Genomic DNA, 23,438 nt, shown 5'->3' with positions numbered 1-23,438 from the left:
CCGGGGCGGCGCGGTTTCCACTGGGCAGGCCAGCCGCCGCACGATAGCTTGTACCAGTGAGTAATACAGAGTTCCTGACCATTGACCCCTTCGAGGCAGCCCGGACCGCCGCCGACTACATCGCCTCGGAGACGGGTGTCGAGTTCCACGACATCGCCTTGGTCCTCGGCTCCGGCTGGGCCGAGGCCGCCGGCCTGATCGGTGAAACCACAGCGACGCTGACGGCGTCCGAGGTCCCGGGCTTTTCCCCTCCCGCCGTGGAGGGCCATGTTGGCACCATCCGTTCAGTGCTGACTCGGGAAGGCAAGCGGGCGCTCGTCCTCGGAGCCCGCACCCACTACTACGAGGGCAAGGGCGTCCGCGCCGTGGTGCACGGCGTCCGGACGGCGGCCGCCGCCGGCTGCAAGACGCTGGTGGTCACCAACGGCTGCGGCGGGCTCAACGAAAACTGGGTCCCGGGCACGCCTGTGCTGATCAGCGACCACATCAACCTCACCGGCACGTCACCGCTTGAAGGCGCCACGTTCGTGGACCTGACGGACCTCTACTCGGCCCGGATCCGCGGCCTGGCCCGCGAGGTGGATGCGTCCCTGGACGAAGGCGTGTATGCGCAGTTCTCCGGGCCGCACTACGAAACCCCGGCCGAAGTGCAGTACGCCAAGCGCATCGGCGCGGACCTCGTCGGAATGTCCACGGCCCTGGAAGCCATCGCCGCGCGGCACGCGGGGATGGAGGTGTTCGGCATTTCCCTCGTGACCAACCTCGCCGCCGGGATCAGCCCGGTGCCGCTAAGCCATCAGGAAGTGCTCGAAGCGGGTCACGCCGCCGGCCCGCGCATCTCCAAGCTCCTGGCCGAAATCATCGCTCGACTCTAGGTCCCGCATCGGTAGATCCCGCATCGGTTGCACTGAGAAGTTGCGCAAGCGTGTCGGGCCGCGCCTCAGGGAACCTGCGTTTGATGGACTGGCTGGTCGTGACCGGCTTCAGCCCAGTCGTGGGCCACAAATGGGCCGCGTGTGAGTCACAGGAAGCCTCGGACAAGTGGACCGGCAGGCGAGGCAAATCCCCGCCTTGGGTCCTGACACCCGGCTAAACCGTCGCCTGCGCGCACTCCAGCCGTTTGTCGATGTGCGGGGCGCAGTGCCATCGATGGGTGAGGTCTTGGCTGCCATAATGCGCCAGGAAGCCGAATCAGCTCATCCCCTTCGCCTCTTGCAGGTCTACTCCAACGCCGACAAACACTGTTCCATTCGACTCGCGGGCTCGGAATAGGACTGAGCGCCGAGAGCATCTATTCATGCCCTCAGCATCTGGCGATGAAAGCCGCGGTCTTCGCTTGCGCCTGGCTTCCTGGACGCTGTCGTCAGAGGCACATGATCCCGCCGAGAGCACCGTCAGAGGGCGGAAGGCTCAGGTCACTTTGTAGCTCAGCCGGTACCTGGCGCCGTCCTTCGAGAACTCCATGATCCCGTCTTTGGCGCCGGGTTCGAGGACCTGCTGACCGAGATAGTCGTTGCCCTCGACGTCCTTTTCATGGAGCTTCACCGAAACCTTGCCGGTGAACTGGACCGTCTTGCCGATCTCCCTTTTCTCGCCCCCGCTGATCTGCACGGACTTCCCCAGGTTCTGATCCTCGACCTTGAGCTGGATCTCGTCATCGCCAATGAAGTCCTCCTGCTCGACGCAGTGCAGGGTTCCGAGACGGATCTTTCCACCAGGCAAGGACGTCAGAGAACTAAGTTTGGCCCTGTGTACGCCGTCGATCACGTTGATCGCAGGATCCCCGCTGAAAGCGTTGTACTTGTACGAACCGGATTCGAACAGCAGGTACGCCTCGTCATCCGGCGTGGCGGTGATTCCTTCCGACATGCTCGGCGCGCGGAAGCAACGCACGGACGCCCTGTCGAGATTCGTTTCGCCCTTGTCCGTGGCGTAGAGGTTGCTGCGGTACTTGCGGCCGCTTGAGGAACTGAAGAGGAAACGTCCATCCGCGACTGCCACGCCCTGCGTCCGCTGCGGCACCTCCCAGCGCAAACCGTTTCCGTCTTCCTTCCGGTCCAAAGTCAGGGATCCGTCGCCTTCAATCGTGTAGCTGTACATCCAGTCGCGGTGCTTATTGCTGAACTTGCCCGCGTACAGATGGCCGCCGTCGATGGTCATGAACGACGCCCCGTAGACCTCACGGTCTCCGCCGTCCGGCCTGACAGATCCACCTTTCGCCGTCATCGCCGCCCTGAGTTCGGACAGGCTGTACTTGCGGATCGTATGCCAACTACCGGATTTGGGGCCGTCGACGAAGACCCACTTGTCGTTCAACGCGAGGGCACCGGCGTGGGTCTGTTCCGTGTCATCGCCCCTTGGTTCGATGTCGACCGTCCCCACGGTCTTGCCCTCGGCCTTCGGATCGAGGCCGACAATGTGTGCCCCGTCCTTGCCGTACGTTGAGACGAGCAGTAGATCATTGCCTTTGCCGTCCCAGTTCTTCCACCACGCGACACCCTGCGGCGTGTGATCGCTGAGTTCTTCTTTGGTCAGATCCGGCCCGGCTTTGAAGCGCTCGTCGTACATATACGAGGCGGACTTGCCGTCGTACATCGTGGAAGTCCAGCCAGTTGCCGCTTCCTCGCACTTGATGGTCCCCGGTAAAACCCCAACCGAACTACCACACCTATCACATCCGGCGATGCCCACAACCGGGAGCCGCCCCGCAGCGTCACGGGCGAGACGGCGACGTGCAGGGTGTCTACGAGGTCGGCGTCTAGGAACTGCCGGATGATGTTCGCGCCGCCGCCTAGCCGGACGTCCTGGCCGTTCGCTGCCTCTCGGGCGCGCTGAAGGACAGATGCGGGTTCGGCGTCGATGAAGTGGAAGGTGGTGTCGGACAGCGTGAACGGAGGCCGCTCGTGGTGAGTCATCACGAACACCGGCGTGTGGAACGGCGGCTCGTCGCCCCACCAGCCCTGCCAGTCGTGATCGATCCACGGACCCCGATGGGGGGAGAACGTGTTGCGCCCCATAATCTCCGCACCGAGGTTGCGGTGAAAGTCTCGGGTGATGTAGTCGTCCAGGCCACGGCTGCCGCCGGGGTCAGTCCGGTTCGGCCAGCTCGCGGTTGCCCCGGCCCAGGAGAACATGTCCCCGGGGTCCGCGTGCCCGAAGGGCCGCTCCAAGCTCTGGCCCTCGCCGGCGCCGTAGCCGTCGCTGGAAACGTTGAAGTTTTGTACTCGGGGGCGGGCGCCGCTGAGTGGATGTTCAGTGGATGACGTCGAAGACGTTCTTCTGGATGCCGTTGGCGTACGCCTCGTGCTCGACGAGCTTCAGCTTCTGCGCATCCTTGTCCTTGCCGCTGAACAGCCGCTTGCCGGCCCCGAGCAGCACCGGGAAGACCATCAGGTGATAGCGGTCGATCAGGCCGGCGTCGGAGAGATTCCGGTTGAGGGTGGCGCTGCCGTGCATGATGATCGGGCCGCCCTCGGTCGCCTTCAGCGCGGCGATCTCGTCGAGCGAACGCAGGATCGTGGTCTCGCCCCAGCCCTCGACCAGGTCGTCGTCCGTGAGGGTGGTGGAGACGACGTACTTGGGCATCGGCTTGTAGTCGGCGAACTCCGCCATGTCCGGCCAGACGGGGCTGAACGCCTCGTAGCTGGTCCGGCCGAACAGCATCGCCGTGGCCTCCTGCTGCTCGCGGCCCTTGATCTCGTACGCCTCCGCCGCGAACTCGACCTGCTTGAAGGTCCAGCCGGAGTTGCGGTAGCCGGGCTCGCCGCCGGGGGCCTCCACGACGCCGTCCAACGAAACGAAGGCAGTGCTGATCAGAGTGCGCATCTCAATCTCCAGGGTGTCTCGTACGGCTTGCTGTCTCGGTCGGAGCCGGTTGCTTGTCCGGCAGTGATCAACCTAGAGGCATCACTTCCAAAAGGCAACCTTCTCCTCGGGCCCAAGAAATACGGGAACTGGATCGTATGCCAGAGAAATCGGGAGGACGATGCGCCGCGGTCCTTGTCCTTGGGCGACTGATGGAGCTCGGAACTACCTTGGCCTTGAACCTGACATTTCTTGCCACACCCTAGCCATCTGGGTCAACGCCGCCCTGTGCCTGGCCACCGCACTATTCGTGGCGATCTTTCTACACACACCGGCAATGGCAAAAGCAGCGATGCGCTGCCAGGGACAGGACGGATGCTCACGGCTACGTTCGCATCCATCCTGTCCCTGGCAGCACGGGTAACGTCGGTGCCATGGCACCACCGTCTAGTTGCAAGGCAGCTGTGGGCGTAGTCCCCATCCATGTCGCCGGCGCGCCCGTTCTTGAGGATGCCGTCGCAGCGGAAGGCCAGCCACGACATGTTGACGCAGCTGTGCAACGCCCACTCCACGCCCTGGTTCATCTTCATTCCGAGACAGTACGTGTCCAGAATTTTGGCATCAAGGAATCCGCCAGAGCAACGGTCGCCAAGATGTGACCGTACGGATGGCTTGTCCGGCGCCGCTGAGTGCAGCTTTGACGATAGCTTGGATGCCATGACCTCTTCCGAAGCCGATTCCCAGCTGTTCAGCGACGCCCGCGCCTGGGCAGCGCAGGACCCGGATCCCGCGACTTCCGCCGCCCTCAGTGAGTTGGTGCAGCTCGCAGAATCCGGCACGCCGGCCGCGCTTCAGCAACTGCAGGACAGCTTCAGCGGGACGCTGCAGTTCGGCACGGCAGGGCTCCGCGCCGCGCTGGGACCTGGGCCCAACCGGATGAACCGCGTGGTGGTCCGCCGCGCAGCGGCCGGCTTCGCAAATTTCCTGGTCCAAGCGGTAGAAAAGGCTTCACCCGGAACCCGGCCGCGCGCCGTCGTCGGCTTTGACGCCCGTTACAACTCGGACATCTTCGCCGAAGAGACTGCCGCCATCTTCACCGCGGCAGGCATCGAAACATTCCTCATGCCCGCCGCGCTGCCCACTCCCCTCCTGGCGTACGCGGTGCGTGTGCTCGACTGCGACGGCGGCGTCATGGTCACTGCCAGCCACAACCCGCCGCAGGACAACGGCTATAAGGTGTACCTGGGCCGGCATGCGGTGGAGGAAAGCGGCCGCGGCGCGCAGATCGTTACGCCGTACGATTCCCGCATCGCCGCGGAGATCGACCAGGTGGGAGCCCTGGACTCCATCCGGCTGGCCGAGGACGGCTGGAGAGTCCTGGAGCCGGGCATTGCCGCCGACTACGAGGCAGCCGCTGCGGCGCTGGCAGACCGGAGCCTCTTCCCGGCCCGGGACCTCAGGATCGTGCTCACACCCATGCACGGAGTGGGCGGTGACACGGCCGTGGCCGTTCTCCAGGCTGCCGGCTTCACGGACGTCACGCTGGTCAGCGAGCAGGCCCGGCCCGACCCGGATTTCCCTACCGTGAGTTTCCCGAATCCCGAGGAACCCGGGGCGCTGGACCTTGCCCTCGCGGCCGCTGTTGACGCCGATGCGGACATCGTCCTGGCCAACGACCCCGATGCCGACCGTGCAGCGGTGGCGGCCAAGGATCCGGACACGGGCGCGTGGCGGATGCTGCGGGGCGATGAAGTGGGAGCGCTGCTCGGCGCGCATGTGGTGGCGCGGCTGTCCGCTGACGCTGAAGAAATTCACGACGGCGTGTTCGCCAATTCCATTGTTTCTTCACGGCTACTGTCGCGCATCGCCGCCGCGGCCGGGTATGCGCACGAGGAAACCCTCACGGGATTCAAGTGGATTTCACGCGTGCCGGGCCTGCTGTACGGGTACGAGGAGGCGCTGGGCTACTGCGTGGCCCCGGATCTGGTCCGGGACAAGGACGGCATTTCGGCGGCCGTCCTGATCGCGGAGCTTGCTGCGGCGGCCAAGGCAGAGGGCAAGACCATCTTCGACACTTTGGATGAGCTGTATCTGGTGCACGGGCTGCACGCGAGTGACCAGCTGAGCATCCGCGTCGCGGACCTGGGCCTGCTGGACGCCATGATGAACCGGTTGCGGGTGAGCACGCCCGAATCGTTTGGCGGTTCCGCCGTGGAATCGTTCATCGACCTTGCCGAAGGCAGCGACGAACTTCCGCCCACCGACGGACTCCTGTACCTGACCCGCGACCTTACTCGGGTGATCATCCGTCCCAGCGGCACGGAACCGAAGCTCAAGTGCTACCTCGAGGTCATCCAAAGCGTGGGATCGGCAGCAGAGCTGCCGGAGGCGCGCCTGGCCGCGCGGGCCGCCCTGGATCAGGTCCTGGGCGATGTCCGCGAGGCCCTGGGGCTGTAGGTGCTGACCTACAGCTCGATTTCGATGTAGCCGCCGTTGATGCGCGTGGTGAACGTGGCAAGCCGCAGTTCGGCGTTACCGAAGCACTCGCCGGTCTCAAGGTCGTAAACCTCTTTGTGCAGCGGCGATGCAATGGTGGGGCGGGTGCCGCGCGATCCCAGGATGCCGCGTGCCATCACGAAGGCTCCGGTGGCGGGATCCTCCTGGGTTACTGCGAAAACCTCACCGGGCGCGGTGCGGAACAATGCCACCTGGAAGCCGGCAACAAGCGCCGCCTCACCCCAGGCGAGCTCCAGCTCGTCCACGGGGCAGACCCGGTGCCAGCCAGCGGCATATCCGGTTTCAAGACCCTCAAGTTCCAGTGTTGCCGTCATGTCGGCTCCTCTCCCTTTGCCTGCTTCCCGGCGGAAGGCCGGTCCCGCGAGGCGTGTGTACGCCTGCTTCAGCCGCCAATTGCGGCGGTATATTCAAGCTAGGTTGCCGGTGTTTCAGAGGCGTGCAGTCAATGTGTCCGGAACGTAAAAGAGACCTCACCTGTCCCGAAATGTGTTCGTGATGCAGAAGTTAAGTTCACGAAACATAAGGGAAACTGAAGCGAAACTGCCCTTGCCTAGTCTGGATGGACAAGCTGCAGAGCACCGTCTGCGGCCCATGCGAAAGGCCCCTAAGTGACCGGACAGACTTCAAGCACAGAGACACCACGCCGCATCGTGGTCGCCGGCGGCGGCCCTGCGGCCCACCGCTTTGCCGACGCCATGCATGCCCGTGGCCTCGAAGGCTGGCACGTAACTGTACTTACGGAGGAAGCGCACCTGCCCTACGACCGCGTTGCACTGAGCAAGGCGCTTACGGACAGCACGGTTGACCTGACGCTCGGCGCTGCGACCATGTGGGACCACGGGTCCATGGACCTGAAGACCGGCGAGCGCGTCGTGAAGATCGACGCTGCCGCCAAAGCCGTTAAAACCGCAGCCGGCAACACCTACGAATACGACGAACTGGTGGTGGCCACCGGTTCGAATGCCGCACGCCTGCCAATCCCCGGCGCCGAGCTCACGCACGTCTACCGCACGCTCGAAGACGTCTGGGCCATCAACGAGGCCATTACCCAGCTCACGAAAAAATTGGGCCGCAAGGTCAATGCAGTAACTATCGGTGGAGGCCTTCTCGGGCTCGAATCGGCCGCCGGCACGGAGCAGCTGGGCGCCACCCCGATCGTCATCGACGGTTCCCAGTGGCTGATGGCCACCCAGCTTGATGAAGGTGCCGGCCAGGCAATGGGCCGGCTCATCAAAGCCAAGGGCTTCGAAGTCCACGGCGGCGTCTTCCCGTCGGAAGTATTGTCCGACGACGACGGCCAGGTCACCGGTGTCCTCATGGCAGACGGCCGCGTTATCGACGCGGACATCGTGATCGTCGCCATTGGCGTCCGGCCGCGCGATGAACTCTTCCGTGCTGCCGAAGGCGAAGAGCAGCTGTTCAGCCTGGGCCAGCGCGGTGGTGTGGTCATCAATGACTTCTGCGCCACGGAAGTACCCGGAATCTGGGCCATTGGTGAAGTGGCGAACTTCGGCGGGATGTGCCTTGGCCTCGTGGCCCCGGCCAACACCATGGCCGAAATCGTGGCCGACCGCCTGCACGGCGGCGAGGCAACCTTCCCTGGCTTTGACACCGCCACGAAGCTGAAGCTGTCAGGTGTTGACGTGGCCAGCTTCGGTGATGCCTTTGCCAAGACCGAGCACGCCCTCGAAATTGTTTACGCGGACCCCGCCCGCGGCGTCTACCAGAAGATCGTCACCACGGACGATGCCAAGACCCTCCTCGGCGGCATCTTCGTCGGCGACGCCACCCCGTACACCAGCCTGCGCCCGCTTCTGGGCCGGGAACTCCCGGCAGAGCCCGGCGCCTACCTGACGGCTGCCGGCGGCGGCGAAGCCCCCGAGACAGAGCTGCCGGACGACGCCATCCTCTGCTCCTGCAACAACGTGTCGGCCGGAACCATCCGCGACACCGTCAACGGCTGCGGAACCTGTGAAGGCAATGCCCCCGTGCAGGAACTCGGCGAACTCAAGGGCTGCACCCGCGCCGGAACCAGCTGCGGTTCCTGCGTTCCGATGCTCAAGAAGCTCCTCGAGGGCGAACTGACCAAGTCCGGCGTCGAAGTCTCGAAGGCGCTCTGCGAGCACATCGAGCTGTCCCGCCAGGAACTGTTCGACGCCATCCGCGTCCTGGAACTGACCTCCTTCGAAGAGATCATGGCCAAGTACGGCACCGGCGCAGGCTGCGACATCTGCAAGCCGACTATCGCCAACATCCTCGCCAGCCAGAACAGCGCCTACGTCCTCGACGCCGGCCGCGGCACCCTGCAGGACACCAACGACCGCGCCCTCGCGAACATGCAGAAGGACGGCACCTACTCGGTGGTCCCCCGCATCGCCGGCGGTGAGATCACCCCGAAGAAGCTGGGCGTCATCGCCGCGGTCGCCGAGAAGTACAACCTCTACACCAAGATCACCGGCGGCCAGCGCATCGACATGTTCGGCGCCCGGCTCGAGCAGCTCCCGGAAATCTGGAAGGAACTCGTGGACGCCGGCTTCGAGTCCGGCCAGGCGTACGGAAAGAGCCTCCGCACCGTAAAGTCCTGCGTCGGTTCCACCTGGTGCCGCTTCGGCGTCCAGGACTCGGTGGCCATGGCCATTCAGCTCGAACTGCGCTACCGCGGCCTCCGCAGCCCGCACAAGCTCAAGATGGGCGTGTCCGGCTGTGCCCGCGAATGCGCCGAGGCCCGCGGCAAGGACGTCGGCGTCATCGCCACCGCCGACGGCTGGAACCTGTACGTCGGCGGTAACGGCGGTGCCACCCCGGCGCACGCCCAGCTGCTGGCCAAGGACCTCGACGACGAGACGCTCATCAAGTACATCGACCGCTACTTCATGTACTACATCCGCACCGCCGACCGCCTGCAGCGTACCGCCCGCTGGCAGGAGGAGCTCGACGGCGGCATCAAGCACGTCGAGGACGTCGTGGTGCATGACACCCTGGGCATCGCCGAGGAGCTCGAGGCAGCCATGGCCAAGCACGTTGACACCTACGTCGACGAGTGGGCTGACACGCTGACTGATCCCGAGCGCCTGCGCCGGTTCCGCTCCTTCGTCAACGCCCCGGACCAGAAGGACGACTCCATTACCTTCGTCCCCGATGAGCGCGGCCAGATGCGTCCGGCCACGGCAGAGGAAAAAGCACGTGCCAGCCAAGAACCAGTGCTGATCGGGGCTTCCATCCCCATGAGGCCCCGCGATGAGAACGAGGTATAGCATGCAGCTCAGCATTGATCTCACCGACCGCGAGGTCCTGGTCACCGGCTCCGACCACGCCGCCCGCCAGGCCGTCCGCCGCTATAAGGCAGCTGGCGCCGTCATCTCCCGCCTCAGCACTCCGCACGGAGCCAGCCATGACGGCCCGCTGCCCGAGCGCCCGTTCCTGGTCGCAGCAGTCAACGACGGCCAGCCGGGCTGGGAGGCACTGCTGGAGCGGTGCCGCGCCACCGGCATCCCTGTTTCCGCCGAACCGCCTGCAGGCCCGGTGGGCCACGTCACGCTGGTCGGCGGCGGCCCCGGCACGACCGAACTGCTGACTGTGGCGGCCGTCAAGGCCCTGCGCGATGCCGACGTCGTGTTCTACGACCGGCTGGCCCCCTACCAGGAACTGCCCTCCCTGACCTCGGCCGAACTGGTGGATGTGGGCAAGAAGCCCGGGCACCACAAGGTCAGCCAGGGCGACATCGAAAAGCTCATGGTGGAAAGCGCCCTCGCCGGAAATAACGTGGTCCGGCTCAAGGGCGGGGACCCGTACGTCTTCGGCCGCGGCGGAGAGGAAGTTGCCTCGTGCGTCGCCGCCGGCGTGCCCGTCCGCGTGATCTCCGGCGTCACCAGTGCGATCTCCGTTCCGGCAGCCGCCGGAATCCCCGTCACGCACCGCGAAGTCAGCCACATGTTCACGGTTGTTTCCGGCCACGCCCCGCTGACCGAGAAGGAACTCACCCACCTCGCAGGGCTGGGCGGCACTATCGTGGTGCTCATGGGAATCGGAACGCTGCACCACCTGGCCGCGGGCCTGCGCCGGGCCGGCATGCGTGCCGACATGCCGATGGCGGTCGTCGAACGCGGCTACCGCCCCGGCCAGCGGACCACCATCGCCGAACTGGGCACCATCGCCTCCGCCGCTGCCGGCTGCAGCAACCCCGCCGTCCTCGTGATTGGCGAGGTGGTGCGCGTGGCTGAGGCCAACCGCGGGCATGCCGAGGCCGCCGCGGATCTTGACCGCCTGGCGGCCTCGCTGCTGGGTTCGTGAACGAAATGAGCGCTTTGAATGCCATCGCCCCCGCCCTGACAGACACCGGGCCGCAGGAGTCAACCGCGCCCGAGGCTGCGGAGGCGCCGCTGGAGGGATTCCGGATTGGAGTCACCTCCCACCGCCGTTCCCGGGACCTGATCGAGGCCCTGGAGCGCCGCGGCGCCGAAGTGCTGCACGCCCCCGCGCTGAAGATCGCCCCGGTTAACGAGGACATCAGCCTCATCGAGGACACCAAGGCGATCATCGCCGCGAAGCCAGACCTGTGCATCGCCACCACCGCTTATGGCATGCGCCGCTGGTGCGAGGCGGCGGACGCCTTTGGAATCGGCGAGGAATTGCTCGAAACCCTGGGCGCCTGCCGGATGTTCGTCCGTGGGCCCAAAGCCCGGGGCGCCGTCCGCGCGGCCGGCCTTGCCGACGTCGGCATCAGCAGCGACGAAACCACGGCCACCCTGGTCGACATGCTGCTGGCCGAGGGCGTGCGGGGCAAAACCGTGGCAGTCCAGCTGCACGGTTACACGGATGTGCGCCAGCTTGAGCGGCTCCGGATGTCCGGCGCCACCGTTCTCACCGTGACCCCCTACCGCTGGGTTAAGCCCGACGGCGCCGATCGCCTTCCGCGGCTGATCGAGGCCGCCTGCAGCGGCAATCTGGACGTCCTGACGTTCACCAGTGCCCCGGCAGTGGATGCGATGTGGAGCACCGCGCACGAAATGGGACTGTACAAGCAGCTCGTGGAGAGCCTGAAAACCACCGTCACCACCGCCGTCGTGGGTCCCGTGACCGCCCAGCCGCTGCTGGACGCCGGAATCAGTCCCCTGGTTCCCGAACGGTTCCGGATGGGTGCGCTGATCCGGCTGGTGTGCGAACACCTGGCCCTGAACCACGTCCGGCGCCTGGACACCCGTTCCGGCACGGTGGAACTCCGTGGCCGCTCGCTGCGGATCGACGGTGAACCGGTAGAGATTGCGCCCGCCCCGCTGCTGCTCCTGCGCGCACTCCTCGGTGCAGGCGGCGCCGTGCTGTCCCGTGAGTCGCTGTCAGAGCTCCTCGAACTGCGCGGTTCGGTGCACGCGCTCGACATGACAGTAAGCCGGCTGCGGTCGTCACTGCCGGACGGGAGTCTTGTGGAAACCGTGGTCAAGCGCGGTTACCGGATCCGCGTGTAGTTCAGCGCTACAAACCAGAGCGCCCCAACACACAGCGCCTCAACACACGACGCCCCAACACACAGCGCCTCAACACACGACGCCTCAACGCAATGCGGGGTCACACCGCGCCACTTCCCCACACTCGGGATAGGCGCGATGTGGCTCCGCATTGCGTTTATTACCGATGGGTAAAAACTGGCGAACGGACGGGGATAATTCCGCAACGGCCGGGAAACATGAGCGAAAAACCGGCCGCCTACGCTGGGTCCCATCAGCACAACAGGGCCCGAGATCCGGCCCGCCTGCAGCACCTGAAAGGGCCAGCACATGTCCGCTCCGGCACAGTTCCCGCTCATCTCCACCGCATCCGCCACCGCACCTGGCTCCGGCTCACCAACTGCCTCGGCAGCCGTCTCGGCTCCTGTCTCGACACCCAGAGTCGTCATCGCCGGGGCAGGTCCCGCCGCCCAGGCGCTCGTCGCCCAGCTCGCCAGGGCAAAGTTCGCCGGGACCGTCACCGTGCTGAGCAACTTGGACGAGGCGCCGTCGGAGCTGCTGGAACTCGCTGCCCTGCCGTTTGTCTCCGTGCGCTTCGGCCAGCCCGCAAGCCACATCGATGCCGCAGCCCGGGTGGTCACCACCGCGGACGGCATGGACTTCGGCTATGACCAGCTGGTGATTGCCACCGGCTCGGCACCCGCAGAGTCGCCCGTTGAAGGTTCCGGCCGCTGCCTCAGCTACTCCACTATCGATGACGCCGCGAAGATCGGCGACGCCGTCAAGGAAGTCACCCGGGTCCTGGGCAGGCGGCCCCTGGGGATCCTTATCGGCACCGGGGCAGCCGCCGGGCAGGCCGAAGCTGTGCTCCGTGCCAAGGGCGTGCGCCCCGTCCGCACCACTGCCCGCCCCGCCGCCGTAGTCCCCACCCCGGCCGGGTCTGTGCTTCCTGCCGCCGGCATAGTTTTCGATGACGGCAGCAGGATGAGCGGGGACCTCGTCGTGCTGGCCGAAGACAGAATCGCCCGCGACGGCCTCGCCGCCACCGCAGGGGTGGCGACTGCCCGGTCCGGGGGCATCGTCGTCGGCACAGACTACCGTTCATCCGTACCCGGGATCTGGGCCATCGGTGATGCCGCATCATTCGACGGCGTGCGGCTGGGCCTGCTGGTGGCCTCCGGATCCGCTGCGGGCGTCTGTGCGGCGGGGCTGATGGCAGCGGCAGCGGAGGCTGGTCTGGCGGCCGCAGCCTAGCCTGCGGCAGGCGTTGTGGGCTGTGGCAAGATGGTCACTCAAGGAGCCGCGTCATCTGCGGAAACTGCGGCCCGTGAGGCCCATGGAAAGGACCAGCATGAGCAACGAAGCAAGCCCGGGACCGGGCACCGCAACAACCCCCGCAGGGACTCCGGCCACCGGTGCTGAGCCTTCCAACATCGCTTCCTACATCGACCACACGCTGCTCAAGCCGGAAGCCAGCGAGGCGGAGATCCTCAAAGTCTGCGCCGAAGCCGCCGAGTACCGGTTCAAGTCGGTCTGCGTGAACCCGGTCTGGGTGAAGACCGTGAAAACCGCCCTCAAGGGCTCCGGCGTGCTGACCTGCTCGGTGGTCGGCTTCCCGCTGGGAGCCACCCCAAGTGACGTCAAGGCCTTCGAAGCGCGCGGCGCCGTTCTGGACGGGGCCGACGAAGTGGACATGGTGATTAACATTGCCGCCGCCCGCGCTTCCGACAAGGGCGCCCTCGTGGATGACATCACGGCAGTTGCGGAGGCAGTCCATGGCGGCGAGGCGATCCTGAAGGTCATCATCGAAACCGCCCTGCTCAGCGACGACCAGAAGATCCTGGCCTGTGAGGCGGCCGTGGAGGCCGGCGCGGACTTCGTCAAGACGTCCACCGGCTTCAACGGCGGCGGTGCCACCGTGGAGGACGTTGCCCTCATGCGCCGGACGGTCGGCCCCCGCATCGGCGTCAAGGCCTCCGGCGGAGTGCGTTCCCTGGCGGACGCTCAGGCTATGATTGCTGCAGGTGCAACACGTATTGGTGCCAGCTCCGGAATTGCGATCGTCAAGGGCGAACAGGGTTCGTCCGCTTACTGATCCGCCGGCAGCCGCCACAGTTTGAGCCCCGCGGGGCCGAGGAGGAACGAATGTCCAGCAAGATCAACACGCAGGTACAGACACCCCAGAACGAGAACAGCCTGGTTTCCAGCATTGTTCTCTTCGTCGTGATGATGGCCCTGTTCCTGGGTGCCATCTACTCCCTGTCCTTCCTGTCACTGGACAACCCGTGGCCGATGGCCGTGTGCCTGGGCCTGTTCGCTCTCGCCTACTGGATCCCGCAGACCATTCTGGGCCGCTCAGACTCAGCCGGTGAGCACTGAGAGCCACACCCAAACGCCTGAAGCCCCGGATTTTTCCGGGGCTTCAGGCGTTTAATCGGAGGTTTAGCCCCTGCCGGCCAGTCGGCCGATCAGCGCCAAAGCCGCCGGATAATGGGTGCCGGCGAGGGACCACGCTGCCACACACATGCCCACCATGGCGTAGGCGCTGACCGGAATGAGCACGAGCCATTCCCGCCGGGACCCTGCACGGCCCAGGAGCGGGATGGACAGTGCGCCGTTGGGCCGCCAGACGATCCTCAGCAACGGCAGCCGGCGCAGGACTTTGGGCGGTCTGACCACGAGCGGCCACAGGAGCGGCACGCCCCCGGTGGTTACGAGGTCACCCACAATGTGGACCACGACGCCGATCAGCATGGAGACCGGCAGCCAGGTCCACTGGTCTGGAGCGAACCAGGTCACCAGGCCCGCCATGGTCAGGGCAAAGATCCAATTACTGATGACGCCCGACTTCGGGAACAGCTTCAGCGCCTTCGCGGCGATGTTGATCATGAACATGCACAGCAGTCCGGCGCCCACGGACAGCAGCCCCCAGTCTGTTTGCACCTGAATCTGCCCGGCCATCGTCGCCAGCAGGACGAAAAACGCGGCCCCGAGAACAGAGTGCGTGCCCTGGCGGTGACCTCCGCTGGCGTTCTCGATGCCCACCGCAATGACATTCGAAAGCGGCGGCAGCGAGTGTGCGATCGTGCTGGAGCGGTGGTCCCAGTCGCATACCAGGGCCGTGCCCGCCGTCGCCATTCCGCCAATCAGTATGCCTGTGGCATCCAGCGGATACCAGCCCAAGGTGTACGGCCCGGTCGAGGCCACAGCTACCCACGCCGCGGCCCCTGACGCGGCGTGGTGTCCTCCCATCACGGCTTAACCGCTTACTGCCGGTGCGGCAAGCGGGGCATCGGAGAAGATATTGCGGATCACGCCGTTGGCCCATTCCAGGATCTCTGCGTCCTGGAGGTCCCTGCCGCCAACCTTGGCCGTTTTCGGCTTTGGGATGAGCACGGCGTCCAGGGCCGGCTTGGACTGGGCGCCCGGATACATGCGGTTAAGCCGCATGGTCTTCGACTCCGGCAGCTGCGCGGGAGAGAATTTGATGAAGTTTCCCTGCAGGGCGACGTCGGACAGCCCTGCTTCGCGGGCGCCCACACGGAAGCGCGCGACGGCGACAAGGTTCTGCGCAGGCAGCGGCGGCTCCCCGTACCGGTCCACGAGCTCGGCGAGGACTTCATCAATGGCCTCGTTGGTGAGCGCGGCGGCCAGCTTGCGGTAAGCCTCCAGCCGCAGCCGCTCGCCGGGCACGTAGTCGTGCGGCAGGTGGGCGTTGACGGGGAGCTCGATCTTCATCTCGGCGGCCTTCTCCTCGGCCTCGCCGCGGTAATCCGCCACGGCTTCGCCCACGAGCCTGATGTACAAGTCGAAGCCGACGCCCTGGATGTGGCCGGACTGCTCGCCGCCAAGCAGGTTGCCGGCGCCGCGGATTTCGAGGTCCTTCATGGCCAGCTGCATGCCGGCACCAAGTTCGTTGTGCGTCGCCACGGCCTTCAGGCGTTCCAGTGCCACTTCGCCCAGCGGCTTCTCGGAGGGGTACAGGAAGTAGGCGTAGGCCCGTTCACGGCCGCGGCCCACCCGTCCGCGCAGCTGGTGCAGCTGCGAGAGTCCGTACTTGTCCGCGCCGTCCACGATCAGCGTGTTGGCGTTGGAGATGTCCAGCCCCGTTTCGATGATGGTGGTGCAGACCAGGACGTCGAAGCGCTTCTCCCAGAAGTCCACGATGATCTTCTCCAGCCGGCTCTCCGACATCTGGCCGTGCGCCACTTCGACCCGGGCCTCCGGCACCAGCTCACGGATCTTGGCGGCCGTCCGCTCGATGGTCGAGACCCGGTTGTGGACGAAGAACACCTGGCCCTCGCGCATGAGCTCACGGCGGACCGCTGCGGACGTCTGCTTGTCCGTGTACGGCCCCACGTACGTCAGCACCGGGTGCCGCTCTTCCGGCGGCGTGGCCAGTGTGGACGTCTCGCGGATGCCGGTCAGGGACATCTCGAGGGTTCGGGGAATCGGCGTGGCGCTCATGGCCAGAACGTCCACGTTGGTGCGCATCTTCTTGAGCGCTTCCTTGTGCTCCACACCGAAGCGCTGCTCCTCATCCACAATCACAAGGCCCAGGTCCTTGAAGGCGAAGTCCTTGGAGAGCAGCCGGTGGGTGCCGATGACCACGTCCACGGCCCCGCTCTTCACGCCGTCGGCAGTTTCCTTGGCCTCCTTGGTGCCCTGGAAGCGCGACAGCGGCTTGACCCGCAGCGGGAACCCGGAGAACCGCTCCGTGAAGGTCTCGTAATGCTGCTGCGCGAGCAGGGTGGTGGGCACCAGAACCGCGACCTGCTTGCCGTCCTGCACGGCCTTGAACGCGGCCCGCACGGCGATCTCCGTCTTGCCGTAGCCCACGTCACCGGAGACGAGGCGGTCCATGGGGATTTCCCGTTCCATGTCCGCCTTGACCTCGTTGATGGTGGTCAGCTGGTCCGGTGTCTCCACATACGGGAAGGCCTCCTCCAGCTCGCGCTGCCAGGGGGTGTCCGGGCCGAATGCATGCCCGCGGGAGGCCATGCGCGCCGAATACAGCCGGATGAGTTCCCCGGCGATCTCCTTGACGGCCCTGCGCGCCTTGGACTTGGTGCTGGCCCAGTCGGAGCCGCCCATCTTGCTGAGCGTCGGGGTGTCGCCGCCGACGTACCGCGTGACCTGGTCCAGCTGGTCCGTGGGGACGAAGAGCCTGTCCCCCGGCGCCCCGCGCTTCGATGGCGCGTACTCCAGCACGAGGTACTCACGCACACCGTCCCCGCCACCGGCAACCTTGCGCTGGATGAGCTCCACGAACCTGCCGATGCCGTGCTGTTCGTGCACCACATGGTCTCCGGCCAGGAGCTGCAGGGGGTCCACCGCGTTCCGCCGCTTGGACGGCATGCGGCGCATGTCCTTTGTGGAGCCGGCCGACGTGCGTCCCAGCAGGTCGGCTTCGGTCAGCAGGCCCAGCTTCAACCCGTCCAGGACAAAACCGCGTCCGACGGCGGCAGTGGTCACCTCGATGATGCCCGCTTGGGGCTCGTGGTCCAGCGAGTCGACCCGGGCACACGGGATGTCGGCGTCGTGGAAGATTTCGGCGAGCCGCTGGGCAGGACCGGGTCCTTCGGTCGCCACGACGATGCGCCACTGGTCCCGGACGTGGGAGCCGATGAAGCCCATCATTTCGGCCACATCCCCCTGGTAGCCGCGCGGTTCGCGGGCGTGGAGGTTGAGCACGTTGATGTCCGGGGTGAGTTCCTCGTCGGTGGCGAGGGAGGTGATGGACCACCAGGACACTTCATGGTTGAGGGCAGCGGTACGGGTTTCGGTCAGTGACCGGAAGCTCGCAGAATGCAGGGCGACGGAGGCCTGGGAGCCCAGGACGGTGTCCAGCGCCAAAGGCGCAGCTCCGCCGTCCGAAGCCGTTGACCAGGCTGCCTCAAGGAATTCCTCGTTCGTGGCGGCGAGGTCATGGGCGCGGGCCCGTACCTTCTCCGGTTCGATCACCACGGAGATGGAGCCGGCCGGCAGTTGCTCCATGAGCGGCACCATCGAATCCACAAGCACAGGCGCCAGTGACTCCATGCCCTCCACGGCGATGCCGCCGGCGATCTTCTCGAGCATGTCCGCGGCGGCCGGGAGCTGGGTCTTGAGGGTAGCTGCGCGCGACATCACCGAGGGCGTAATGAGGATTTCACGGCACGGCGGTGCATGGAGTTCCGTGGGATGGTGCAGGCTGGGCGAGGACAGAGAGCGCTGGTCGGCGACGGCGAACCAGCGCATCTGGTCCACTTCGTCGCCGAAGAACTCCACCCGGATGGGGTGGTCTTCGGTGGGCGGGAAAACGTCCAGCATGCCGCCGCGGACGGCGAACTCGCCGCGGCGGGTCACCATGTCAACGCGGGCGTATGCGGCGTCGGCGAGGCTGCGGATCACGTCCGTGAACGGCGCTTCCTGGCCGACCTTCAGGGTGACCGGAACCAGTTCGCCCAGGCCGGCCACAATCGGCTGGACCACGGCGCGAACGGGAGCCACCACGACCCGCAGCGGTCCCGCCGTCGAGCTCTCCGGGTGCGCCAGCCGGCGCAGTACCGAGAGCCGCCGTCCCACGGTATCCGAGCGCGGCGATAGCCTTTCATGCGGGAGGGTTTCCCAGCTGGGGAACTCTGCCACGGAGTCCACCGGCAGGTAGGCACGGAGCGCTGCGGCAAGATCCTCGGCTTCCCGTCCCGTTGCGGTAACGGCCAGAACCACGCCAGGCATGCCGCCGTCGGGGATTTCCAGGCCGTCCGCCATCTCCGCTAGCAGCACCGCGCGCAGACCGGCCGGGGCGCTGATCTGGTAGTCCTGGCTACGGGAGCTGAAACTCCTGGACGCCTCAGCCTGCACGCGGGCGAAAGTCTTGTCTGCGGCGAGGGCGCGTCGCAGGCCGCTGAGGGGCAGGCCCTTGATTGGCTGGCCGGTGGTGCTCATGGCAGGTTCTCCTGGAGTATTCACTTCGAATGCAGGCAACACGAAAACCCGAAATTCGGGAGAATGCCGGGTCATCCCAGCCTACCCCTGCCGGTGGCCGGGCGGCATCTGGCAACGGCGGCTCCAGCGGAGAGTTGTAGCGGGGTCGGCGCCGCGGGTCGTTGCAGTGCCATTGCTAAGCTTGCTTGGCAGGTGATGTTGGGTCCAGCAAAGCCGCCATCGTAAGGAGACTCCGTGGGCGACCAGACCGGACGTGACAGCAGCGCAGACACCATCGGGCGGACGGTGCTGGTTACCGGAGCCACCGGATACATCGGCGGCAGGCTGGTCCCGCGCCTGCTGGATGCGGGCCATCGGGTCAAGGTGCTGGTCCGCTCCCCCGACAAGATCGCCGGCGTTCCGTGGTTCGATGACGTCGAGGTGGTGCGCAGCTGCCTCGATGATGCAGCAGCCCTGGAAGATGCCCTGGCGGGCGTCGACGTCCTGTATTGCCTCGTCCACTCCATGGCTGCAGGGACCGGCTTCGAGGCCAAGGAAAAGTCCATGGCCGAACTCGTGGCCGGCGCTGCAGCGGCTGCCGGGGTACAGCGGGTCGTCTACCTTGGCGGCCTGCACCCGCGCACTACCGAGCTGTCCACCCACATGCGCTCCCGGGAAGCCGTGGGGGACGTCTTCCTGGCCGGCCCCGTGGATGCCATCGTGTTCCAGGCCGGAGTGGTCATCGGCTCCGGCTCGGCATCCTTCGAAATGATCCGGCACCTTTCGGAAACACTGCCCGTCATGCCTGCGCCCAGCTGGGTGCGGAACCGGATCGAGGCGATCGCCGTTCGGGATGTGCTGCATTACCTCGTGGCTGCGGCATCACTGGACGAGCGGCTCAACCGGACGTTCGACATCGGTTCCAGGGACGTCCTGAGCTACGCCGGCATGATGAAGGAATATGCCGCCGAGGCCGGGCTGCCGCGGCGCCTGGTCCTGGCGCTCCCCGTTCCGGCGCCCAGGCTTGCCGGCCTGTGGGTGGCGCTTGTGACGCCCATTCCGCTGTCCATGTCCGTCCCGTTGGTGCAGTCGCTGCAACATGACGCTGTCTCCGCCGAACATGACGTTGACAGCTACATGGGACAGCCCGACGGCGGCCTCACCGGCTACCGCAGGGCCGTGGCTCTGGCGCTCGGCAAGGAACGCGACGGGCAGGTGGAAACCACGTGGGCTAAAGCCGGAGCAGACGCCGATCCGCTGCCGAGCGACCCCGAGTGGGCCGGGCACAAGGTCTTTGTGGATGAGCGGACATTCAACGGCGACGTGGACCCCGGTCACGTGTGGACCGTCATTGAGGGAATCGGCGGCAAAAATGGCTGGTATTCCCTGCCGCTCGCCTGGAGCGTCCGCGGCTGGCTGGACAAGCTCTCCGGCGGAGCAGGCCTGCTCCGAGGCCGGCGGCACCCCCATCGGCTCGCCGTCGGCGAGGTGGTGGACTGGTGGCGGGTGGAGCGGATCGAGCGGGGCAGACTGCTCCGGCTGCGGGCCGAGATGCGCGCGCCGGGACGGGCCTGGCTGGAGCTGTCAGTGGAGCCTGACGGAGCCGGCAGCCGCTACCGGCAACGGGCAATTTTCTTCCCCAAAGGTCTCAGCGGCCGCCTCTATTGGCTGGCAGTGCTCCCCTTCCACAGCCTGATCTTCCCGGCCATGTCGCGTAACATCACCGCGGCGGCCCGGAAGATCGCCAGTGTCAAAGAGTCCGGTGTCGAACAGTGCGGTGACAACGAGACGCAGCCAACCACGTAGGATGTGGGGAGCAAAAAGCGTTCTGACCCCACAACAATGGAGGATCCATGGCACTGAGTGCATCCACTACCCTTCCCCACGGCGTCGACAGCGTGGCGGCGGTGTTCACCAACGAAGACTTCCAGCGGCATACCAGCGAACTTGTGGGAGGCAGCCTTGAGTCCTTCACCGTGGTCGGGGACGTTGCCGGTGCCTTCAGCACCACGTCCGTCCGCACCTTGCCCACCACCCGGTTGCCGGAAATCGCCCGCAAGTTCGTGGGTGAAACCCTGAAGGTGACCCAGGTGGAGAACTGGGACGCCCCTGCCGCCGACGGTTCCCGCCAGAGCAACATCTCCCTCAAGATCACCGGCGCGCCCCTTGATGTCACGGCAGTTCAGCGGCTCGTGGCTGACGGCGGCAGCACCCGGGTTGAGCTCGAGGGCAACGTCTCCTCTTCCGTCCCGTTCCTGGGCAGCAAGATCGCCGACGCCGCCGAGCCGATGGTCGGCAAGGCCCTGAACATCCAGTCCCAGCAGGCGCAGGCCTGGCTCGAAAGCCACTAAGGTCATGGAAATCCCCGCCGTCCTGGCCTGGATCCTGGTCATCTCGGGTTTCTGGTCACTCATTGTCTGGCCGCAGTTCCTGCGCCGGGTGATGAGGGACCCGCGGGCCCGGGACGACGCCGGCAAGGCCACCAAGTTCCTCACCGTCCATGTGGTGTTGGTGGCGGTGTCCATGGTCTTGGGCGCCGCCACGGCGGGGATCGGGATGGCCGCCCTCCTGGGCTGAGTCTCATGAGGGCGGCCCGGTTTCCTGGCTTCCACGGAGGCGGATGGAGCTAGGCCGCCTGGTTGAGCGCGTCCTCCGCTGCGACCCAGGAGATCATGGCGCACTTCACCCGCGCCGCATAGCGGGCCACCCCTTCGAAGGCGGCAGCATCGCCGAGCACCTCAGGATCCGCGTGGACCTTTCCACGCGAGCGGAGGACCTCCCGGAAGTTGCTGATCACCGAGCGCAACTCGTCCACGGACATGCCTTCGGCCATCTCGCTCAGGACGGAGGCCGATGCCATGGAGATCGAGCACCCGGCGCCGTCCCAAGCCAGCTGCGCCACGGTGCCGCGTTCCACGGCGACCCGCAGGGTGACTTCATCGCCGCACACGGGATTCAGCTGGTGCGACAGGCCAGTAGACGCGCCCTCCGGTGCTGCCGTTTCGGACAGGCCGCTGCCGTGGCGGGCCTTGGAATGGTCCAGAATGATCTGCTGGTAAAGCTGGTCGAGGCTCATGCTGCGGTACCTGTCTTCATGGATTCCGGCACTACGCGCGGAAGTAGGCGCGGACTCCGGACACTGCGTCCAGGAATTCGTCGACGTCGTCGGTGGTGTTGTAGAGATAGGCGCTGGCCCGCGTGGTGGCCGTCAGGCCAAGGCGCCGGTGCAGCGGCTGGGCGCAGTGGTGGCCGACGCGGACAGCGATCCCGCGCGCGTCCAGGAACTGGCCGACGTCGTGAGCGTGGACGCCCGCGACGTCGAATGCTGCGAGCCCGATCCGGTCCTGGCCCGCGGCCGGTCCAAGCACCCGGATACCGTCAATCGCTTCAAGGCCCGCCACCATGCGCTGGCCCAGTTCCGACTCCCAGCGGTGGACGCGGTCCATGCCGGTCTCGGTCAGGTAATTGACGGCGGCCGCCAGCGCCACGGCTTGAGAAATTTTTTGTGTTCCGGCCTCGAACCTTTGCGGCGCAGGCAGATACTCAGCGCGCTCCATCGTCACGGTGGTGATCATGGAACCGCCGGTCAGGAAGGGAGGCAGCACGTCCAGGAGCTCCTGCTTGCCGTAAAGCACGCCGATGCCGGTCGGACCTAGCATCTTATGGCCGGAAAATACGGCAAAGTCGACATCCAGCTGCTTGACGTCGAGGGCCAGGTGCGGCGCGGACTGGCACGCATCCAACACCACGAGGGCGCCGGCCCGGCGGGCAATCGCGACAAGCTCCTGCACCGGGTTGATCGTGCCGAGCACGTTGGACGCATGGGTGAAAGCGAACAGCCGGGTGCGCTCGCCCACGATTTCCGCGGCCTGGTCCAGCCGAAGGTTTCCAAAGTCTTCGATCGGTATGTAGCGGAGCGTGGCACCGGTCCTGTAGGCCAGTTCCTGCCAAGGAATCAGGTTCGCGTGATGCTCCATTTCGGTGACGACGATCTCGTCCCCCGGGCCGAGCCCGAGGTCCCGCAGCCGCGCATCGCCGCGTCCCTGCGCAGCCCACAGGCCAGCATTGGACAGCGCATAGCTGATGAGGTTCAGGCCTTCGGTGGCGTTGGACGTCCAGACAATTTCCTCGTACTGTGCACCGACGAAATCGGCGATGGTCTGCCGTGCGTCCTCGAATACCTCAGTGGCTTCGACGGCAAGGTGGTGGGCGCCGCGGTGTACGGCTGCGTTCCGCTGCTCGTAGAATTCCTGCTCGGCCTCGATCACGCTCAACGGATTCTGTGATGTGGCCCCTGAGTCCAAATAAACGAGCGGACGGCCGTTGACCAGCTGGTCCAGGACAGGAAAGTCGTTCCGGATCCGCAGGACTTCGGCATTATCCAGAGCGGGAAGGGCACGCGCCAGCGTGGTTGGCGTTGATACTACGGCCAATGGGACTCCTTGGGATGCCTTGAGGTACCTCTCAATTGTCCCACAGCGCACGAAAGGCGGCCCTTCCGCCTGAAGGACCGCCCTGTTTCACCACATATGAGGGCCGGCGACGGCTGGGGGGAGAGCCTCGGTCTCAGAAGGCTCTGACGTCGCCGGCCCCGCCTCAACCCGGACCCTGGGGGCCGGAATGCAAGTGCGAGACCTTGGAAGCTTGGTGGCAGCTTCTCTGAGGGAGTAGTCCGTCATTTCTGCTGCCAGTAATAGTTAATCGCGTACTGGGACCTACAGCACGAGTACCGTGTACTTGTTTTTTCAGGTAATTCACTACTGGTTT

18 protein-coding genes and 1 pseudogene are annotated in these 23,438 nt (G+C 65.9%); 11 read left to right on the top strand and 8 right to left on the bottom strand.

Annotated elements, in window-relative coordinates:
- Positions 1-56 precede the first annotated feature (56 nt).
- Positions 57-875, top strand: coding sequence for a purine-nucleoside phosphorylase (locus tag J7E80_RS05710; RefSeq protein WP_215050508.1), 819 nt, complete (start codon positions 57-59; stop codon positions 873-875).
- 535 nt (positions 876-1,410) lie between these two features.
- On the opposite strand, the gene J7E80_RS05705 is transcribed toward J7E80_RS05710, so the two are convergent.
- The 3 genes and pseudogenes from J7E80_RS05705 to J7E80_RS05695 form a co-directional block, all read right to left on the bottom strand.
- On the bottom strand, positions 1,411-2,595 hold the full coding sequence (locus J7E80_RS05705; RefSeq protein WP_215050507.1) for a hypothetical protein: 1,185 nt from the start codon (positions 2,593-2,595) through the stop codon (positions 1,411-1,413).
- Positions 2,532-3,206, bottom strand: a pseudogene (locus J7E80_RS05700) (dihydrofolate reductase family protein); the annotation flags it as partial. The pseudogene J7E80_RS05700 and the gene J7E80_RS05705, both read right to left, overlap by 64 nt.
- Positions 3,207-3,252: 46 nt before the next feature.
- The gene (locus J7E80_RS05695; protein WP_215050506.1) at positions 3,253-3,825 is read right to left on the bottom strand and encodes a dihydrofolate reductase family protein; all 573 of its coding nucleotides are present in this window, start codon (positions 3,823-3,825) and stop codon (positions 3,253-3,255) included.
- Positions 3,826-4,521: 696 nt separating this feature from the next.
- On the opposite strand from J7E80_RS05695, the gene J7E80_RS05690 reads away from it, so the two are divergent.
- Positions 4,522-6,261: a phospho-sugar mutase gene (locus tag J7E80_RS05690; RefSeq protein ID WP_215050505.1), complete on the top strand. Its 1,740-nt coding sequence runs from the start codon at positions 4,522-4,524 to the stop codon at positions 6,259-6,261.
- A gap of 8 nt (positions 6,262-6,269) precedes the next feature.
- Here J7E80_RS05690 and nirD read toward each other — a convergent pair whose 3' ends face one another.
- Positions 6,270-6,635 (bottom strand): nitrite reductase small subunit NirD, encoded by a 366-nt coding sequence (gene nirD / locus J7E80_RS05685; protein ID WP_215050504.1) that lies wholly within the window; start codon positions 6,633-6,635, stop codon positions 6,270-6,272.
- A gap of 294 nt (positions 6,636-6,929) precedes the next feature.
- Here nirD and nirB point away from each other — a divergent pair, with 294 nt between their 5' ends.
- From nirB to J7E80_RS05655, 6 genes are all read left to right on the top strand, one after another.
- Positions 6,930-9,575 (top strand): nitrite reductase large subunit NirB, encoded by a 2,646-nt coding sequence (nirB, locus tag J7E80_RS05680; RefSeq protein ID WP_215050503.1) that lies wholly within the window; start codon positions 6,930-6,932, stop codon positions 9,573-9,575.
- Between the two features lies 1 nt (position 9,576).
- A complete protein-coding gene (cobA, locus tag J7E80_RS05675; RefSeq protein ID WP_215050502.1) occupies positions 9,577-10,611 on the top strand; it encodes a uroporphyrinogen-III C-methyltransferase in 1,035 nt (344 codons plus the stop codon).
- Positions 10,612-10,616: 5 nt separating this feature from the next.
- Positions 10,617-11,783, top strand: a complete 1,167-nt coding sequence (locus tag J7E80_RS05670) for a uroporphyrinogen-III synthase (protein ID WP_215050501.1) — start codon at positions 10,617-10,619, stop codon at positions 11,781-11,783.
- A gap of 309 nt (positions 11,784-12,092) precedes the next feature.
- A complete protein-coding gene (locus J7E80_RS05665; protein ID WP_215050500.1) occupies positions 12,093-13,016 on the top strand; it encodes an FAD-dependent oxidoreductase in 924 nt (307 codons plus the stop codon).
- A 97-nt stretch (positions 13,017-13,113) separates the two neighbouring features.
- Positions 13,114-13,857 carry a deoxyribose-phosphate aldolase gene (deoC, locus tag J7E80_RS05660; RefSeq protein ID WP_215050499.1) on the top strand — a complete coding sequence of 248 codons (744 nt, stop codon included), beginning with the start codon at positions 13,114-13,116 and terminating at the stop codon, positions 13,855-13,857.
- Between the two features lie 50 nt (positions 13,858-13,907).
- Positions 13,908-14,141: a hypothetical protein gene (locus J7E80_RS05655; RefSeq protein WP_215050498.1), complete on the top strand. Its 234-nt coding sequence runs from the start codon at positions 13,908-13,910 to the stop codon at positions 14,139-14,141.
- A 63-nt stretch (positions 14,142-14,204) separates the two neighbouring features.
- Here the strand turns inward: J7E80_RS05655 and J7E80_RS05650 are convergent, their stop codons facing one another.
- Both J7E80_RS05650 and mfd read right to left on the bottom strand, forming a co-directional pair.
- Positions 14,205-15,014, bottom strand: a complete 810-nt coding sequence (locus tag J7E80_RS05650) for a metal-dependent hydrolase (protein WP_215050497.1) — start codon at positions 15,012-15,014, stop codon at positions 14,205-14,207.
- 6 nt (positions 15,015-15,020) lie between these two features.
- Positions 15,021-18,692: a transcription-repair coupling factor gene (gene mfd / locus J7E80_RS05645; RefSeq protein ID WP_215050496.1), complete on the bottom strand. Its 3,672-nt coding sequence runs from the start codon at positions 18,690-18,692 to the stop codon at positions 15,021-15,023.
- 234 nt (positions 18,693-18,926) lie between these two features.
- Between mfd and J7E80_RS05640 the strand changes: the two genes are divergently transcribed.
- Genes J7E80_RS05640 through J7E80_RS05630 form a run of 3 tightly spaced genes read left to right on the top strand, consistent with a single transcriptional unit; the run spans position 18,927 to position 21,248 of the window.
- The gene (locus J7E80_RS05640; protein WP_215050495.1) at positions 18,927-20,477 is read left to right on the top strand and encodes an SDR family oxidoreductase; all 1,551 of its coding nucleotides are present in this window, start codon (positions 18,927-18,929) and stop codon (positions 20,475-20,477) included.
- Positions 20,478-20,524: 47 nt separating this feature from the next.
- On the top strand, positions 20,525-21,022 hold the full coding sequence (locus J7E80_RS05635) for a DUF2505 domain-containing protein (RefSeq protein ID WP_215050494.1): 498 nt from the start codon (positions 20,525-20,527) through the stop codon (positions 21,020-21,022).
- 4 nt (positions 21,023-21,026) lie between these two features.
- Entirely contained in the window at positions 21,027-21,248 is a 222-nt protein-coding gene (locus J7E80_RS05630) for an SCO4848 family membrane protein (protein ID WP_215050493.1), read from the top strand.
- Positions 21,249-21,297: 49 nt separating this feature from the next.
- Here the strand turns inward: J7E80_RS05630 and sufU are convergent, their stop codons facing one another.
- Together sufU and J7E80_RS05620 are read right to left on the bottom strand one after the other, a co-directional pair.
- Positions 21,298-21,747, bottom strand: a complete 450-nt coding sequence (sufU, locus tag J7E80_RS05625; RefSeq protein WP_215050492.1) for a Fe-S cluster assembly sulfur transfer protein SufU — start codon at positions 21,745-21,747, stop codon at positions 21,298-21,300.
- Positions 21,748-21,778: 31 nt separating this feature from the next.
- Positions 21,779-23,104 (bottom strand): cysteine desulfurase, encoded by a 1,326-nt coding sequence (locus tag J7E80_RS05620; protein ID WP_215050491.1) that lies wholly within the window; start codon positions 23,102-23,104, stop codon positions 21,779-21,781.
- Positions 23,105-23,438: the final 334 nt, after the last annotated feature.

It is taken from the genome of Arthrobacter sp. ISL-28, from assembly GCF_018613875.1.
Lineage (GTDB): Bacteria > Actinomycetota > Actinomycetes > Actinomycetales > Micrococcaceae > Arthrobacter.
Note: the sequence above shows the minus strand (reverse complement) of the source record. Positions and strands in the feature narration are given on the sequence as shown.

Excerpts from the sequence above, each read along its gene's own strand:
- J7E80_RS05705 (WP_215050507.1), bottom strand. The coding sequence starts at position 2,595 with ATGTACGACGGCAAGTCCGCCTCGTATATGTACGACGAGCGCTTCAAA.
- J7E80_RS05695 (WP_215050506.1), bottom strand. The coding sequence starts at position 3,825 with ATGCGCACTCTGATCAGCACTGCCTTCGTTTCGTTGGACGGCGTCGTG.
- J7E80_RS05690 (WP_215050505.1), top strand. The coding sequence starts at position 4,522 with ATGACCTCTTCCGAAGCCGATTCCCAGCTGTTCAGCGACGCCCGCGCC.
- nirD (WP_215050504.1), bottom strand. The coding sequence starts at position 6,635 with ATGACGGCAACACTGGAACTTGAGGGTCTTGAAACCGGATATGCCGCT.
- cobA (WP_215050502.1), top strand. The coding sequence starts at position 9,577 with ATGCAGCTCAGCATTGATCTCACCGACCGCGAGGTCCTGGTCACCGGC.
- J7E80_RS05670 (WP_215050501.1), top strand. The coding sequence starts at position 10,617 with ATGAGCGCTTTGAATGCCATCGCCCCCGCCCTGACAGACACCGGGCCG.
- J7E80_RS05665 (WP_215050500.1), top strand. The coding sequence starts at position 12,093 with ATGTCCGCTCCGGCACAGTTCCCGCTCATCTCCACCGCATCCGCCACC.
- deoC (WP_215050499.1), top strand. The coding sequence starts at position 13,114 with ATGAGCAACGAAGCAAGCCCGGGACCGGGCACCGCAACAACCCCCGCA.
- J7E80_RS05655 (WP_215050498.1), top strand. The coding sequence starts at position 13,908 with ATGTCCAGCAAGATCAACACGCAGGTACAGACACCCCAGAACGAGAAC.
- J7E80_RS05650 (WP_215050497.1), bottom strand. The coding sequence starts at position 15,014 with ATGGGAGGACACCACGCCGCGTCAGGGGCCGCGGCGTGGGTAGCTGTG.
- mfd (WP_215050496.1), bottom strand. The coding sequence starts at position 18,692 with ATGAGCACCACCGGCCAGCCAATCAAGGGCCTGCCCCTCAGCGGCCTG.
- J7E80_RS05635 (WP_215050494.1), top strand. The coding sequence starts at position 20,525 with ATGGCACTGAGTGCATCCACTACCCTTCCCCACGGCGTCGACAGCGTG.
- J7E80_RS05630 (WP_215050493.1), top strand. The coding sequence starts at position 21,027 with ATGGAAATCCCCGCCGTCCTGGCCTGGATCCTGGTCATCTCGGGTTTC.
- sufU (WP_215050492.1), bottom strand. The coding sequence starts at position 21,747 with ATGAGCCTCGACCAGCTTTACCAGCAGATCATTCTGGACCATTCCAAG.